Here is a 14,488-nt window from a genome sequence, read left to right as displayed (position 1 = left end):
CGCTGCCGGTGGCCACGCCCTCGCCCGCCCCCGCGCCGATCCAGGCCGCGCCGCCCGAGCCCGTGGTGCCGGCGCCGCCTGCCCCCGTGGTGGCCGCACCGCCGCCGCCAGCCCCGCCGGCGCCGCCTGCGCCACCCCCGGTGGTAACGCTGCCCTCCAGCAACGCCGACTACCTCAACAACCCGCGCCCGCCCTACCCGTCGCTCTCGCGCCGCCTGGGCGAACAGGGCAAGGTCGTGGTGCGTGTCTTCATCGATCTCAACGGCACGGCCAGCAAGGCCGAGATCCATACCTCCAGTGGCTACGAGCGCCTCGACCAGACGGCGCTGCAGACCGTGCTGCGCTGGCGCTACGTGCCCGGCAAGCGCGGTGGCGTGGCCGAGGCCATGTGGTTCAACGTGCCGATCAATTTCGTCTTGGAATAAACCGCCTTCGCAGGAGTCAGAGCTTCATGGATTCGCAATTCGCCACCTCGGGCATCGCCCACGTCTGGAGCCAGGGTGACTGGGTCACCCGCAGCGTGGCCCTTGTCCTTCTGGCCATGTCCCTGGCCTCGTGGATCATCATCCTGTGGAAGGCCCTGGACCTGCGTGCCCAGCGCGCCCAGGCCCGCGGTGTCGAAGGCTTCTGGCACAGCAGCGACTTCGCCGAAGGCCTGGACAAGCTCGGCGACGCCGACGGCAACCCCTTCCGCACCGCCGCCATCGAAGGCCGCGAGGCCGCGCGCCACATCACCCACCAGGACGGCGCGACCCGCCCGCAACTGCACGACAACCTGGACGTGAGCGACTGGATCGAGCGCGCGCTGCGCAAGAGCGTTGACGACTTCACCATTCGCGCGCAGGGCGGCCTGTCGGTGCTGGCCTCGGTGGCCTCCACCGCCCCGTTCGTGGGCCTGTTCGGCACGGTCTGGGGCATCTACCACGCGCTGCTGGGCATCAGCACGGCGGGCCAGGTCGCCATCGACCAGGTCGCCGGCCCCATCGGGGAAGCGCTCATCATGACGGCCCTGGGCCTGCTGGTGGCCATTCCCGCGGTGCTGGGGTACAACGCCCTGGTGCGCGGCAACAAGGCCGTGCTGCACAAGCTCAACCGCTTCGCGCACGACCTGCACGCCTACTTCGTCACCGGTGCCCGCGTGAGCGTGGGCGCCGAGGGCAAGGTCCTGCCCATCAAGCAGCAGCGGAGCTGATCACATGGCCATCGGAACGCAAGACGCCAGCGACGAAGTCATGAGCGAGATCAACATGATCCCGTTCATCGACGTGATGCTGGTGCTGCTCATCATCTTCATCATCACGGTGCCGGTGATCCAGCACGCCGTGAACATCGACCTGCCGCAGGCCAGCGTCGAGAAGGTGCAGGACAAGCCGGAGAACATCCGCTTCTCGGTCGATGCCGAGGGCCAGTACTTCTGGAACGACCAGAAGCTGGTCGACAGCGAACTGGAAGGCATGCTGAGCGCTGCCGCCGCGCAGGACCCGCAGCCCGAGCTGCACATCCGCGGTGACAAGGCCGTGCGCTACGAGCGCGTGGCCCTGGCCATGGCCGCGGCGCAGAAAGCCGGGCTGCGCAAGATCGGATTCATCACGGAGCCCACGCCCTGAACCGGCGTTCGGGGGCGGGACCGTCTTTCGTATCGTGGGGCGACCCGGAGATTCTCATCTCCGAGCGTCGTTTTTGAGCCAGCCAGGGCGGCATACCAAGCCGCCGTTAGCCAGGCGCTTTTTACCCGATCTTCAAAGACCGAGCGCGGCGATGCCCGCGCGCGCGATCTGCGCGTCCTCGGTGGACTTCACGCCGCTCACACCGACGGCACCGATGCATTGGCCGTCCTTCAGGATCGGCACGCCGCCTTCGAGCATGCCGTGCAGCAGGGGAGCGCTCAAGAAAGACGTGCGGCCCTGGTTGATGACATCCTCATAAACCTTGCTCTCGCGGCGGCCCATGGCCGCCGTGTGCGCCTTGGCGGGCGCGATGTGCGCCGAAATGGGCGGTGCACCGTCCAGGCGTTGCAGCCACAGCAAGTGGCCGCCGGCGTCGACGATGGCGATCGTCACAGCCCATTGATGGGCCAGGGCTTCCTTTTCCGCCGCTTGGGCGATGGCTTTGACGTCGGCGGCTTCGAGCGCATGGGTGGACTTCATGAACTTCCTTGGAGTGGGTGAAAAACGGTCGAACCCCGGACGATAACCCCTTGATTACGCACCCGGCGGTCACAACTGAGCTCACCATGCCATCAGCGCCGCACGACGCGGCGTTGAGGGCCTGGGGAACCTCGTGCACAATGCTCGAATCTTAGGGTTGACTTAAGGAGAGTCCCACAATGTCCGACCACGTTCAAACCAACGGCCGCTTCGGCACCGCCGTCTCGGCCAGCGCCTCGCAACGCAACCGCGTGCTGCGAAACACCTACTGGCTGCTCGCGCTGTCCATGCTGCCCACGGTGCTGGGCGCCTGGGTGGGCGTGGCCACCGGCATCACGGCCAGCCTGACCGGCGGCCTGGGCCTCATCGTCTTCCTGGGCGGTGCCTTCGGCTTCATGTTCGCGATCGAGAAGACCAAGAACTCGGCCGCTGGCGTGCCAATCCTGCTGGCCTTCACCTTCTTCATGGGTCTGATGCTGTCGCGCCTGCTGGCGATGGTGCTGGGCTTCTCCAACGGCTCCAGCCTGATCATGATGGCCTTTGGCGGCACCGCGGCCGTGTTCTTCGGCATGGCCTCGCTGTCCAGCATCATCAAGCGCGACCTGTCGAACATGGGCAAGTTCCTGTTCATCGGCGCGATCCTGATCCTGGTGGCCGCCGTGGCCAACGTGTTCATCCAGTCCAGCGCGCTGATGATCACCATCTCGGTGCTGGCCGTGGGCGTGTTCTCCGCCTTCATCCTGTACGACCTCAAGCGCGTGCAGGACGGCGAGGAAACCAACTACATCAGCGCCACACTGGGCGTGTACCTGAGCCTGTACAACGTGTTCCAGAGCCTGCTGATGCTGCTGGGCATCTTCGGCGGCGAGCGCGAGTAAGCGTCGCGTTCCACCTCGTGAAAGAAGGGCCTTCGGGCCCTTTTTTCATGGCCGGAACCGTCAAGTTCCGGCCCGGGCGGCCGAAATGCAGGGGCAACCACGCCCGAACCACCATGCGCCGCCCCGCCCTCATCCTGCTCACCCTCGCCAGCACCTGGCTGGCCGGCTGCGATGCCCTGGGCATCGAGACGGCCACGGCCGTCAACGCGCGCAAGGAGGCCGAGGGCCGCGCGATCGGCAGCGCCTGCCGGCACGCGGTGCGAAGCATCGAGTCGTGCTTCCAGTCGAATCCGCGCGCAGGCAAGGCAGCGGTGTTCGCGGGCTGGCGGGAGATGGACCAGTACATGCGGGACAACAGCGTGGTCGGCATGCCGTCGGAGGGCGAGGCGGCTCCTGCTGAAAAGGCTTCTTCGGAGAAGCCGACGTCCTGACGGCTTCTGGCCTGCACCTCGCGGCGCTGGCGGCCACTGGGCGCCCTGCTCCGCGAATGTCCCCCGGACCGGCTGCGCCGGTCCTCCTCCTTTATTTCGCTACGCAGGGCGCCCAGCGTCCGCCAGCTCGAAGACCGCCATGCTCTCGACGTGGGCCGTGTGGGGGAACATGTTGACCGCACCCGCCGCCACGCAGCGGTAACCCGCCTGGTGCACCAGCAAGCCCGCGTCGCGCGCCAGCGTGGCGGGGTTGCAGCTCACGTAGACGATGCGCTTCGGGGGCGTCCAGGTGCCCCGCAGTTCGGGCTGCTGGTGCAGGTCGGCCAGGGCCTTGGCCAGCGCGAATGCGCCTTCTCTCGGCGGGTCGACCAGCCATTTCTCGGCCACGCCGTCGGCCACCAGTTGCTCGGGGGTCATCTCGAACAGGTTGCGCGCGGCGAAGGTGGTGGGCGCGAAGGGCTTCGCGCGACCTTCGCCGTTGCGCGCCAGGTTCTCGCGCGAGCGCGCCACCAGGGCCTCGCTGCCCTCCACGCCCAGCACCTCTCGCGCGGTGGTGGCGATGGGCAGGGTGAAGTTGCCCAGGCCGCAGAACCAGTCGATCACGCGCTCGTCTGCCTTGGCATCGAGCAGGCGCAGGGCGCGTGAGACGAGCACGCGGTTGATGGAAGGGTTGACCTGGGTGAAGTCGGTGGGCTTGAAGGGCATCACCACGCCGAATTCGGGCAAGGCGTAGCTCAACTGCTCGCCGCCTTCGTCCAGCAGGCGCACCGTGTCCGGGCCCTTGGCCTGCAGCCACCACTGCACGCCGTGCTGCTGGCCGAAGGCGCGCAGGCGCGCGAGGTCGTCCTCGCTCAGGGGCTCCAGGTGACGCAACACCAGGGCGGTGACGCTGTCACCGCAGGCCAGTTCGATCTGCGGGCAGGTCTCGCGCGCGTCCATGCCGAAGATGAGTTCGCGCAACGGCGCGAGCATGTCGCTGACGTGCGGCGGCAGCACCAGGCACACGCCCATGTCGGCCACATAGCGGCTCTTGCGCTCGTGAAAGCCGATCAGCACCACGCCCTTCTTGTGCACGTGGCGCACCGACAGGCGCGCGCGGTGGCGGTAGCCCCAGGTGGGGCCTTCGATTGGGCGCAGCATGGTTTCGGCGCGCACCTTGCCCAGGTGCCAGAGGTTGTCCTCCAGCACGCGCTGCTTGATGGCGACCTGCGCCGCCGGGTGCAGGTGCTGCATCTTGCAGCCGCCGCAGGCGCCCGCGTGCAGGCCGAAGTGCGGGCAAGCCGGGCGCACGCGCTGCGAGGACTCGCGGTGGATGGCCGTGACGGTGGCGGCCTCCCAGTTGTTCTTCTTGCGGTGGACGGAGACGCTGACCTGCTCGAACGGCAGCGCGCCTTCGATGAAGACCACCTTGCCGTCGGCGCGGTGGGCGATGCCCTGGGCTTCGATGTCGAGGGATTCGACGGCAAGCGAGCCGTCGGGGAACGTGGGGTAGGTGCTGTGCGGAACGTCAGAGGACATCCCGCGATTGTCTCAGGCCGTCAGCGGGCCAGCGCTCATGCCCAGGCCGCGAGGTATTCCTGCCAGTGCGACTCACCGGGTGCCAGGCCGCCCAGCGTCTCCTTCACGTAGGCGATCTCGCGCTCGTACTCGTCGGGCGTGAAGCCACCGCGCATCTTCTGGAAGCGGCAGTACATGAGGTAGGTGTTCATCACGTCCGTCTCGCAGTAGCGGCGGATGGCGTCCGTCTGCCCCGCGAGGTACTGCGCATACACCTGCGAGCCGTCCATGCCCAGCTTGCCCGGGAAGCCGCAGAGCTTGGCCATGGCGTCCAGGGGCGCGTTGTTCTTGGGCGAGTACATGGCCAGCAGGTCCATCAGGTCCAGGTGGCGCATGTGGTACCGGCCGATGTAGTTGTTCCACTTGAACTCACGGTCGTCCTCGCCCATGTCCCAGTACTTGTTGGCCTCCAGGCCGTGGCGCAGGCCGCGGTAGTGCAACACGGGCAGGTCGAAGCCACCGCCGTTCCAGCTCACGAGCTGGGGCACGTGCTTTTCGATCGCCTGGAAGAAGCTCTGGATGACCCGGCCTTCGCTCTGGCAGTCCTTGTCGACGAAGGAGTGGATGCGCAGGCCTTCGGCGTTGCGGAACACGCAGCTGATGACCAGCACGCGCTGCAGGTAGAGCGGCATGAAGTCGCTCTGGCCCTTCTCCTTGCGCTCGGCCACCCACTCGGCGTGCACCTGCTCGTCGCTCAGCTCGGTGCCGGCCGCGCGCAGCGCGCGCAGGCCATCCACGTCGGGGATGGACTCGATGTCGAAGACGAGAACGGGCCAGGCCATGCGGGGCCCGGCTCAGCGCTTGGGCAGATGCGAGAGCGGATCGACCGGCTTGCCCTGGCGGCGCACCTCGAAGTGCAGCTTCACGCGATCGGTGTCGCTGCTGCCCATCTCGGCGATCTTCTGGCCCTGGCGCACCGCCTGGTTCTCGCGCACCAGCAGCGCCTGGTTGTGGGCGTAGGCCGTGAGATAGGTGTTGTTGTGCTGCAGGATGATGAGGTTGCCGTAGCCGCGCAGGCCGGCGCCCGCGTACACCACGCGCCCATCGGCCGCCGCCACCACGGGGTCGCCGATCTTGCCGCCGATGCTCACGCCCTTGTTGGTGTTCTCGTCGAAGTTGGCGATGACCGCGCCCGAGGCGGGCCAGACGAACTGGATCTCGTCGCCCGCCGCCGCGGGGGCGGGCGCGGGTGCCGGGGCCGCCGCGGGCGCGGGGGCCGGCGCCGCGGCCGGGCTGGTTTCGCTCAGGGGCCGCGAGGTGACGCCGCTGCTGGTGACGGGCGCCGTGGACACGCCGTTGGGGGCGGGCGCCGGCGCGGCGGCCGTGGCGGCGGGCGGTGCCACGCGCAGCAGCTGGCCCACCTCGATCGCGTTCGGGTTGGGCAGGTTGTTCCAGGTGGCGATGTCGCGCCAGTCCTGGCCCGCGTTGAGGGCGATGCGATACAGCGTGTCGCCCGGTTGCACCGTCACGTAGCCCACGCGGGGCTGCGCCGGGGCGGGCGCCGGCGCGCTCGTGTCCGTGGAGGACCGAGAGGTGCCCCGGTCCTCGACTGGCGCGGGACGCGACACACGCGTGCTGCAGGCGCTCACGAGCAGGGCCAGGCCGAGCACGGACCACGTCAGCACCCGGGTGGCTGCGTGTCCCTGCGTCCGGGTGTGTCCCAGCTCGTGTTTTGCCATTTGATTCATGAAGACTCCACCGTTGTCTTGCGGGCCCGCGAACGGGCCCCATTTCAGTTCACGCTCTGCGCCGGCAAGGGCGGGACCGTCATGCGAGGCCCGATTTTAGGGGCACGAAATGAACGGCCTCGAGTTCGGTGCGGACCACGCCGTTGGCGGTCTTGTCGATCACCACCAGGTTCTGCCGACCGGCGGCCGTGACGGCCGGTGCCACCAGCCGGCCGCCGACAGCGAGCTGGTCGATCCACGCCGCTGGAAGATCGTTCCCGCCCGCCGCCGCGATGATGGCCGAATACGGCGCGCCCTGCGGGAATCCCACCATGCCGTCACCGAACAACAGATGCAGATTGGGCACGCGCAAGGCGCGCAGGTTGTCGCGCGCCTTCTCGTGCAGGCTGCGGATGCGCTCGATGCTGTAGACCTCCTTGGCCACGCGCGCCAGCACGGCGGCCTGGTAGCCGCAGCCGGTGCCGATCTCCAGCACGCGGCCCAGGGGCTGCACGCGCGCCTGACACAACAGCTCGACCATGCGCGCCACCACGCCGGGCTTGCTGATGGTCTGGCCCTGGCCGATGGGCAGGCTGGTGTCCTCGTAGGCCTGGTTCACCAGCGCCGAATCGACGAAGCGGTGGCGTTCCACCGCGAGCATGGCCGCCACCACCGCCGGGTGCGAGATGCCCTGCCCTTGCAGCTTGCGCACCATGGCGGCGCGCACGGCGGCCGAGTCCATGCCGACACCACTGGGCGCAACCGCGCCACGGCTGGCACCACGGTTCGCGGTGGGCTCGGCCTTGTGCTGGCGCGCGGGCGCGGGGGCCGGCGTGCCGGCGGGCAAACGGGCCGGAAAGCCCGGCCGCTGGCGCGGCTGCGGCGGCTTCACGCGCCCTCCTTCGACAGCGCCGCGGCCGTGGGCACCCAGTAGGCCAGCGTGTCGTGGTCGGTCAGGTCCACCTGCAGCGGCGTGAGGCTCACGTAGCCCTGCTGCGTGGCATGGAAGTCGGTGCCCTCGGCCTCGTCGCGCGCGGCGCCGGCGCTGCCGATCCAGTACATGGTCTCGCCCCGGGGGTTGACCTGAACGATCACCGGTTCGGCGGCGTGGCGGCGGCCCAGGCGCGTGACCTTCACGCCGCGGATCTCATCGGCTGGCCGGCAAGGAATGTTGACGTTGAGCAGCCAGGCGTCACCGCGCTTGGCCGATTCGGGCAGCGAGGGCAGCAATTGCTGCACCAGCGCGGCGGCCTGGGCGCCAGCGGCGTCCAGGTGGGCCCAGCCTTTCTCGGTCTGGGAGAAGGCGATGGCGGGAATGCCGAACAGGTAGCCCTCCATGGCGGCACCGACGGTGCCGGAGTAGATGGTGTCGTCGCCCATGTTGGCGCCGTTGTTGATGCCGGAGATGACGAGGTCGGGGCGGTAGCCGAGCAGGCCGGTGAGGGCGATGTGCACGCAGTCGGCGGGGGTGCCGTTGACGTAGCGGAATCCGTTGGACGCAGTGTGCACGTACAGCGGGGAGTGCAGGCTCAATGCGTTGCTTTTGGCGCTGTTGTTGTGTTCGGGGGCGACGACCTCGACTTCGACGTCTGGCAGGGCTTTCACGGCCTCGTAGAGGGCGACGATGCCCTTGGCCTGGAAGCCGTCGTCGTTCGAGATCAGGATTTTCATGGGCGAAATTCTATTGACCTGGGGGTATCGGGCTTTCTTCTTACCTCTGGGGCTTTTGCGCTTGCTCCGGACGCTCCGGTCATCGGCGCTCGGGTGTCCGGCTCCGCGACTGTCCCCCGGATCGGAGCGCTGACGCGCTCCGATCCTCCGCCTTTATGTCGCTACGCCGGACACCCGATCACCGACGACCTCGCTGGCACTCGGTCTGGTGGTGCGCCTACGTGCCTGTGGCTCGCGGACGCTGGGTGCACTGCGTAGCGAAATAAAGGAGGAGGACGGCGCAGCCGTCCGGGGGACATTCGCGGAGCAGTGCACCCAGTGGCCGCGAGCTTCGCGAGGTAGTGACGAGCCAGAAGAAAGCCCACAAGCCCCGTCACCCAAGGGACAAAACCCCCTGCGCAAACGCAAGGCCGATCCCTATCATGCCCCGCACCCCCATCCACGAGAGGAGACCCACCATGCACGCCTGGCTGTGCGAGAACCCCACTGGCGTCGACGCCCTGCAATGGAAGGAACTGCCCACGCCCGAGCCCGGCGCGGGCCAGGTGCGCATCCGCATCGAAGCGGCCAGCCTGAACTTCCCCGACCTGCTCATCGTGCAGAACAAGTACCAGATGAAGCCGCCCCTGCCCTTCGTGCCGGGCAGCGAATACGCCGGCGTGGTCGAGGCCGTGGGCGATGGGGTGAAGCACCTCAAGCCCGGCCAGCGCGTGGCCTGCCTCAGCGGCACCGGCGGTTTCGGCACGCACCCCCTGGCGCCCGCCGCGCTGTGCATGCCCCTGCCCGAAGGCTTCCCCGCCGTCGACGCGGCCGCCTTCATCATGATCTACGCCACCTCGTACCACGCCCTCATGGACCGCGCGCAACTCAAGGCGGGCGAGACGGTGCTGATCCTCGGCGCCGCCGGCGGCGTGGGCACGGCGGCCATCCAGATCGCCAAGGCCGCTGGCGCGCGCGTGATCGCCGCCGCCTCCAGCGATGAGAAGTGCGCGCTGTGCACCTCGCTCGGCGCCGACGCGACCATCAACTACGCCCAGCACGGCCCACTGACCAGCCTTCGCGACGAGATCAAGCGCCTCACCGAGGGCAAGGGGCCCGACGTGATCTACGACCCCGTGGGCGGCGACTTCGCCGAACCGGCCTTCCGCTCCATCGCCTGGCGCGGACGCTACCTGGTGGTGGGCTTCGCCAGCGGGCCCATCCCCTCGCTGCCGCTCAACCTGGCCCTGCTCAAGGGCGCCAGCATCGTCGGCGTGTTCTGGGGCGACTTCGCCAAGCGCGAGCCGCAGGCCAACGCGGCCATGATGCAGGCCTTGGCTGGCATGTACGCCAAGGGCCAGGTCAAGCCGGTGATCGACCAGACCCTGCCCATGGCCGAGCTGCACAAGGCCTACGCGATCATGGGGTCGCGCTCGGTCAAGGGCAAGCTGGTGATGGTGAACTGATTCCCTGACTCAAGGCGCGGCGGCGGTGGCCGTGGCAGGCGCCACCCAGCCACCACCAATGACCCGGTACACCGCCACCAGCGCGGCGGCCGTGCCCACCTGGGCCTGCACCAGTTGCTCGCGGATCGCCAGCACCTCGCGTTCGGCCTGCAGCACGGCCTGGAAGTCGGTCACGCCGGCCTCGAAGCGCGCGCGGGCCAGTTGCGCGGCCTCGTCGGCGTGGCGCGCGGCCTCCACCAGGCGCTCGGCGCGCTGCGCGTTGCGGTTGAAGCCGCTGAACGCGCCCTCGGTTTCTTCCAGCGCCAGCGCCACGGTTTGCTCGAACACCACCAGGCCTTGCTGGGCGCGCGCCTCGCTGGCCGCCACGCGCGATCGGATGGCGCCGAAGTCGAACGGTGTCCACGACAGGCCCACGCCAAGCGCATAACGCGCGGCGTCGCTGGTGAACAGGTCGCCCAGCCGCCCTGCGTTGAAGCCCAGCAGGCCCGACAAGGACACGCGCGGGTACAACTCGCTGCGCGCGATGCCGATGCCGGCCGTGGCCGCCGCCAGTTGGCGCTCGGCGGCGATCACGTCGGGCCGGCGCTGCAGCCACTGCTGCGGCGTGCCCACCGGCAGCGTGGCCAGGTCGGTCACCGGCAGCGACGGCAGCGGACGGGGCAACGCCACGTCGGCCAGCACGGTGCGCGGTGGCTGCGCGGTGAGCGTGGCCAGGCGATAGGCCGCGGCCTCGATGCCCGCCTGCAGCGCGGGCAGCAGGGCCTCGGTGCTGGCCACGAGCGCGCGCGCGCCGGCCACGTCGAGCTGGCGCGCGCGACCGGCCTCGAGCCGCGCGTCGGTGATGCGCAGCGACTCGCGCTGGTTCACGAGGCTGGCCTCGGTGACGCGCAAGCGCTCCTGCAAGCCGCGCAGTTCCAGGTAGTTGCGCGCCACCTCGGCCGCCACGGCGGTGTGCGCGGCGTGCAAGCCAGCCTCGCTCGCGCTCACCTGAGCGGCGGCGGCCTCGCGGGTGCGCCTCACGCGACCGAACAGGTCGAGCTCCCAGCCGGCGATGAAGCTGGCGTCGAAGCTGTTGCCGGTGCGCTCGCTGCGCGAGGCACCGGGCTGCTGCGTCTGCGGCGCCACCGAGCGCTGCGCGCTGCCCTCGATGGACACGCCCGGGCGCGCGGCGGCGTCGGCCTCGCCCTGAAGCGCCCTCGCCTCCTGCAGGCGCGCCTGCGCAAGGCGAATGTCGGTGTTGGCGGAGAGCGCACGCTCGATCAGCGCGTCCAGCGCTGGGTCGTTGAAGCCGCGCCAGAAGCGTGCGATGTCCTCGCCCGGCGCCTGGGCGTTGCTGCCCGTGGCGCCAGCGTTGATGAAGCGCTCGTCGAGCGCGACGATGGGCGTCTGGTGGTCGGGGCCCACGGCCGCACAGCCGGCGAGCAGCGCGGCCAGGGCGATGGAGAGAACAGGCTTACGCATGTTTCACCTCCGCTTCGTCTTGCCCGAGCCGGTGCGCCCGCCGCGAGCGCAGCAGCGCATAGAACACCGGCGTCATGAAGATGCCGAACAGCGTGACGCCCACCATGCCCGAGAACACCGCGATGCCCATGGCGCGGCGCATCTCGCTGCCCGCGCCGCTGCCCACGATGAGCGGGATCACGCCCGCGCAGAAGGCAATGGAGGTCATCAGGATGGGCCGCAGCCGCATGCGGCAGGCGTGCACGATGGCGTCGACCAGAGTCTCACCGCGTTCCTCCAGTTCCTTCGCGAACTCCACGATCAGGATCGCGTTCTTGCAGGCCAGGCCCACCAGCACCACCAGCGCCACCTGCGTGAAGACGTTCAGATCGCCCGGTTGCCCGAAGAACGGCAGGCTGGACAGCCACACCCCGAACAGCGCCGAGAGAATGCCCATGGGCACGATGAGCACGATCACCAGCGGCAAGCTCCAGCTCTCGTACTGCGCGGCCAGCACCAGGATCACCAGCAACACCGAGATCATCAGCACCGCCGCCAGCACCGGCAGCGTGATCTGCGTGCCCGGCACGGTGAAGTCGCGCGTGAGCCGGTCCTGGTAGCTCAGCTCGGTCCACTCGTACGTCATGCCACGCGGCAGCGTGCGCTGCAGCAGCCCCTCGATCTCACCCTCCGCCTGGCTCGACGAGAAGCCCGGGTTGGGCGCGCCGTTGACATCGGCCGATGGGTAGCCGTTGTAGCGCGTCACGCGTGTGGGGCCGAAGCTGGGCTCTACCGTCATCAGCGCGCCCAGCGGCACCATCTCGCCCGCTGCGTTGCGCGTCTTCAGGTTGGTGATGGCCTCGGCGTCGGCGCGGAACGGCGCGTCGGCCTGCACCACCACCTGGTAGGTGCGGCCGAAGCGGCTGAAGTCGTTCACGTAGAGCGAGCCCAGGTTCACCTGCATGGTGTCGTAGATATCGGCGAGGTTGATGCCCATCTGCTTGGCGCGCGTGCGGTCCACGTTGGCGTAGAGCTGCGGCACGTTGATGTCGTAGCTGGAGAACGGCGTGCCCACCGACGATTGCGGGTTGCCGTAGATCTGCCCCAGCGTGCCCCAGACCGCGCCGTACAGGGCCTGCTCGCCCAGGCCGCCACGGTCCTGCACCTGCAACTTGAAGCCGCCCACGTTGCCCAGGCCGTCCACCGCGGGCGGCGGCACCACGAACATGCGCGCGCCCTGGATCTGCTGGATGGCCCCGTTGACCTGGCCCAGGATGGCCTCCTTGCTCATCTCGGGCGAGGTGCGCTCCTCGAACGGCGCCAGGCCGAAGAAGATGATCCCTTCGTTCGGCGCGGCCGAGAAGCCCGCGATCGACAGGCCCGGGAAGCCCACCGAGTCGATGACGCCGGGCACCTTGAGCGCGATGTCGGTCATCTCGCGGATGACGGCGTCGGTGCGGTCGATGGACGCGCCCGCGGGCAATTGCGCGATGCCGATGAGGTACTGCTTGTCGGGCGCGGGCACGAAGCCGGCCGGGATGCGCGCGAACAGCAGGCCGGTGACGCCCAGCAGCACCGCGTAGACCACCAGCGACACCGTCTTGTGCCGCACGATGTAGTTGACGCGGCGGCCGTAGCCTTCGCTGCGGCGGTGGAAGGCGGCGTCGAACCAGCGGAAGAAGCGGCCGAAGACCTTGTCCATGGCGCGCGTCAGCCGGTCCGGCGACTGGTCGTGCGGGTGCAGCATCAGCGCGGACAGTGCCGGGCTCAGCGTGAGCGAGTTGAAGGCCGAGATCACCGTGCTGATGGCGATCGTCACCGCGAACTGCTTGTAGAACTGCCCGGTGAGCCCGGGCACGAAGGCCAGCGGCACAAAAACGGCGCACAACACCAGCGCGATGGCGATGATGGGCCCCGACACCTCGCGCATGGCCTTGATGGTGGCCTCGCGCGGCGACAGGCCTTCCTCGATGTTGCGCTCCACGTTCTCCACCACCACGATGGCGTCGTCCACCACGATGCCGATGGCCAGCACCAGGCCGAACAGCGTGAGCGTGTTGATGGAATAGCCCAGCAGCAGCAGGAAGGCGAAGGTGCCCACGATGGACACCGGCACCGCCAGCAGCGGAATGAGCGAGGCGCGCCATGTCTGCAGGAAGACGATGACCACCAGCACCACCAGGGCCACGGCCTCCAGCAGCGTCACCACCACCTTCTCGATCGAGGTCTGCACGAAGCGCGTGGGGTCGTAGACGATGTCGTACTCCACGCCGGGCGGGAAGCTCTGCGACAGGCGCTCCATGGTCTCGCGCACCGAATTCGAGAGCGCCAGCGCATTGGAGCCCGGCGCCTGGAACACGGCGATGGCCGCGGCCTCCTTGTTGTTGAGCAGGCTGCGCATGGCGTAGGTGCCGGCGGCCAGCTCCACGCGGCCGATGTCGCGAATGCGGATCAGCCCGCCCGTGGCCGGGTCGGTGCGCACGATGATGTCGGCGAACTCATCCTCGGTGGTCAGGCGTCCTTGCGTATTCACCGCGAGCTGGAACTCCGTGCCCTTGGGCGCGGGTGGCGCACCCACGGTGCCGGCCGCCACCTGCGCGTTCTGCTCACGGATGGCGGCCACCACCTCGGCGGTGGTGAGGTTGCGCGCGGCCAGCTTGCCCGGGTCGAGCCAGACGCGCATCGCGTAGTCGCCCGCGCCAAACAGGAACACCGAGCCCATGCCTTGCAGGCGCAGCAGGTCGTCGCGCACGTTCATCTGGCCGTAGTTGCGCAGGTAGAGCGCGTCGCGGCTGTTGTCCGGGCTCAGCAGGTGCACCACCATGGTCAGGTTGGGGCTGCTCTTCTCGGTGGTGACACCGATCTGGCGCACGATGTCCGGCAGGCGCGGCAGGGCGCGGTTGATGCGGTTCTGCACCGCCGTCTCGGCCGCCTCGGGGCTGGTGCCGATCTTGAAGGTGACGGTGAGCGCCATGCCGCCGTCGGCCGTGGCGGACGAGTCGTAATAGAGCAGGTTCTCGATGCCGCTGATTTGCTCTTCCAGCGGCGTGGCCACGGTTTCGCTGATGACGCGCGGGTTGGCGCCCGGGTACTGGGCGCGCACCACGATCTGCGGCGGCGCGACCTCGGGGTACTCGGACAGCGGCAACTGGAAGATGGCCAGCGTGCCGACGAGGAAGATGAAGATCGACAGCACGGCCGCAAAGCGCGGCCGGTCGATGAAGAACCGGGAGATGTCCATGGGGGCGCTCC

The 14,488-nt window shown here is 69.0% G+C and carries 14 protein-coding genes; 6 read left to right on the top strand and 8 right to left on the bottom strand.

Going from position 1 to position 14,488, the window contains the following annotated elements; genetic code table 11:
* The 3 genes from BN948_RS16205 to BN948_RS16195 all read left to right on the top strand — a co-directional run.
* A partial coding sequence (locus BN948_RS16205) for an energy transducer TonB (protein WP_035622578.1) occupies positions 1-425 on the top strand: 425 nt, incomplete at its 5' end.
* Positions 426-451: 26 nt separating this feature from the next.
* On the top strand, positions 452-1,192 hold the full coding sequence (locus BN948_RS16200; protein ID WP_009519583.1) for a MotA/TolQ/ExbB proton channel family protein: 741 nt from the start codon (positions 452-454) through the stop codon (positions 1,190-1,192).
* Positions 1,193-1,196: 4 nt separating this feature from the next.
* On the top strand, positions 1,197-1,607 hold the full coding sequence (locus BN948_RS16195) for an ExbD/TolR family protein (RefSeq protein WP_009519582.1): 411 nt from the start codon (positions 1,197-1,199) through the stop codon (positions 1,605-1,607).
* Positions 1,608-1,739: 132 nt separating this feature from the next.
* Here BN948_RS16195 and BN948_RS16190 read toward each other — a convergent pair whose 3' ends face one another.
* Complete coding sequence (locus BN948_RS16190) at positions 1,740-2,147, bottom strand: GlcG/HbpS family heme-binding protein (RefSeq protein WP_009519581.1); 408 nt, start codon at positions 2,145-2,147, stop codon at positions 1,740-1,742.
* A 179-nt stretch (positions 2,148-2,326) separates the two neighbouring features.
* On the opposite strand from BN948_RS16190, the gene BN948_RS16185 reads away from it, so the two are divergent.
* Both BN948_RS16185 and BN948_RS16180 read left to right on the top strand, forming a co-directional pair.
* Entirely contained in the window at positions 2,327-3,025 is a 699-nt protein-coding gene (locus tag BN948_RS16185; RefSeq protein WP_009519580.1) for a Bax inhibitor-1/YccA family protein, read from the top strand.
* Between the two features lie 113 nt (positions 3,026-3,138).
* Positions 3,139-3,456 carry a hypothetical protein gene (locus BN948_RS16180; protein ID WP_009519579.1) on the top strand — a complete coding sequence of 106 codons (318 nt, stop codon included), beginning with the start codon at positions 3,139-3,141 and terminating at the stop codon, positions 3,454-3,456.
* 99 nt (positions 3,457-3,555) lie between these two features.
* Here the strand turns inward: BN948_RS16180 and rlmD are convergent, their stop codons facing one another.
* From rlmD to surE, 5 genes are all read right to left on the bottom strand, one after another.
* Positions 3,556-4,974: a 23S rRNA (uracil(1939)-C(5))-methyltransferase RlmD gene (gene rlmD, locus BN948_RS16175; RefSeq protein ID WP_009519578.1), complete on the bottom strand. Its 1,419-nt coding sequence runs from the start codon at positions 4,972-4,974 to the stop codon at positions 3,556-3,558.
* Positions 4,975-5,009: 35 nt separating this feature from the next.
* A complete protein-coding gene (locus BN948_RS16170) occupies positions 5,010-5,795 on the bottom strand; it encodes a 3'-5' exonuclease (RefSeq protein WP_009519577.1) in 786 nt (261 codons plus the stop codon).
* 12 nt (positions 5,796-5,807) lie between these two features.
* Positions 5,808-6,692: a peptidoglycan DD-metalloendopeptidase family protein gene (locus BN948_RS16165; RefSeq protein ID WP_050980699.1), complete on the bottom strand. Its 885-nt coding sequence runs from the start codon at positions 6,690-6,692 to the stop codon at positions 5,808-5,810.
* 88 nt (positions 6,693-6,780) lie between these two features.
* Positions 6,781-7,572 (bottom strand): protein-L-isoaspartate(D-aspartate) O-methyltransferase, encoded by a 792-nt coding sequence (locus BN948_RS16160; RefSeq protein ID WP_009519575.1) that lies wholly within the window; start codon positions 7,570-7,572, stop codon positions 6,781-6,783.
* Positions 7,569-8,351: a 5'/3'-nucleotidase SurE gene (gene surE, locus BN948_RS16155; protein ID WP_009519574.1), complete on the bottom strand. Its 783-nt coding sequence runs from the start codon at positions 8,349-8,351 to the stop codon at positions 7,569-7,571. The genes BN948_RS16160 and surE overlap by 4 nt, the downstream gene beginning before the upstream one ends.
* Before the next feature lie 458 nt (positions 8,352-8,809).
* On the opposite strand from surE, the gene BN948_RS16150 reads away from it, so the two are divergent.
* Positions 8,810-9,796, top strand: coding sequence for an NADPH:quinone oxidoreductase family protein (locus tag BN948_RS16150; protein WP_035622552.1), 987 nt, complete (start codon positions 8,810-8,812; stop codon positions 9,794-9,796).
* Between the two features lie 9 nt (positions 9,797-9,805).
* Here the strand turns inward: BN948_RS16150 and BN948_RS16145 are convergent, their stop codons facing one another.
* On the bottom strand, positions 9,806-11,257 hold the full coding sequence (locus tag BN948_RS16145; protein ID WP_009519572.1) for an efflux transporter outer membrane subunit: 1,452 nt from the start codon (positions 11,255-11,257) through the stop codon (positions 9,806-9,808).
* On the bottom strand, positions 11,250-14,477 hold the full coding sequence (locus BN948_RS16140; RefSeq protein WP_009519571.1) for an efflux RND transporter permease subunit: 3,228 nt from the start codon (positions 14,475-14,477) through the stop codon (positions 11,250-11,252). The genes BN948_RS16145 and BN948_RS16140 overlap by 8 nt, the downstream gene beginning before the upstream one ends.
* Positions 14,478-14,488 lie beyond the last annotated feature (11 nt).

The sequence above is a fragment of the Hydrogenophaga intermedia genome (assembly GCF_000723405.1).
Taxonomy (GTDB): domain Bacteria; phylum Pseudomonadota; class Gammaproteobacteria; order Burkholderiales; family Burkholderiaceae_C; genus Hydrogenophaga; species Hydrogenophaga intermedia.
The sequence above is the reverse complement of the archived record's forward strand: the minus strand, read 5'-3'. Positions and strand labels throughout refer to the sequence as shown.

Excerpts from the sequence above, each read along its gene's own strand:
- BN948_RS16145 (WP_009519572.1), bottom strand. The coding sequence starts at position 11,257 with ATGCGTAAGCCTGTTCTCTCCATCGCCCTGGCCGCGCTGCTCGCCGGC.
- BN948_RS16190 (WP_009519581.1), bottom strand. The coding sequence starts at position 2,147 with ATGAAGTCCACCCATGCGCTCGAAGCCGCCGACGTCAAAGCCATCGCC.
- BN948_RS16200 (WP_009519583.1), top strand. The coding sequence starts at position 452 with ATGGATTCGCAATTCGCCACCTCGGGCATCGCCCACGTCTGGAGCCAG.
- BN948_RS16195 (WP_009519582.1), top strand. The coding sequence starts at position 1,197 with ATGGCCATCGGAACGCAAGACGCCAGCGACGAAGTCATGAGCGAGATC.
- BN948_RS16180 (WP_009519579.1), top strand. The coding sequence starts at position 3,139 with ATGCGCCGCCCCGCCCTCATCCTGCTCACCCTCGCCAGCACCTGGCTG.
- BN948_RS16165 (WP_050980699.1), bottom strand. The coding sequence starts at position 6,692 with ATGGCAAAACACGAGCTGGGACACACCCGGACGCAGGGACACGCAGCC.
- BN948_RS16150 (WP_035622552.1), top strand. The coding sequence starts at position 8,810 with ATGCACGCCTGGCTGTGCGAGAACCCCACTGGCGTCGACGCCCTGCAA.
- rlmD (WP_009519578.1), bottom strand. The coding sequence starts at position 4,974 with ATGTCCTCTGACGTTCCGCACAGCACCTACCCCACGTTCCCCGACGGC.
- surE (WP_009519574.1), bottom strand. The coding sequence starts at position 8,351 with ATGAAAATCCTGATCTCGAACGACGACGGCTTCCAGGCCAAGGGCATC.
- BN948_RS16170 (WP_009519577.1), bottom strand. The coding sequence starts at position 5,795 with ATGGCCTGGCCCGTTCTCGTCTTCGACATCGAGTCCATCCCCGACGTG.
- BN948_RS16140 (WP_009519571.1), bottom strand. The coding sequence starts at position 14,477 with ATGGACATCTCCCGGTTCTTCATCGACCGGCCGCGCTTTGCGGCCGTG.
- BN948_RS16185 (WP_009519580.1), top strand. The coding sequence starts at position 2,327 with ATGTCCGACCACGTTCAAACCAACGGCCGCTTCGGCACCGCCGTCTCG.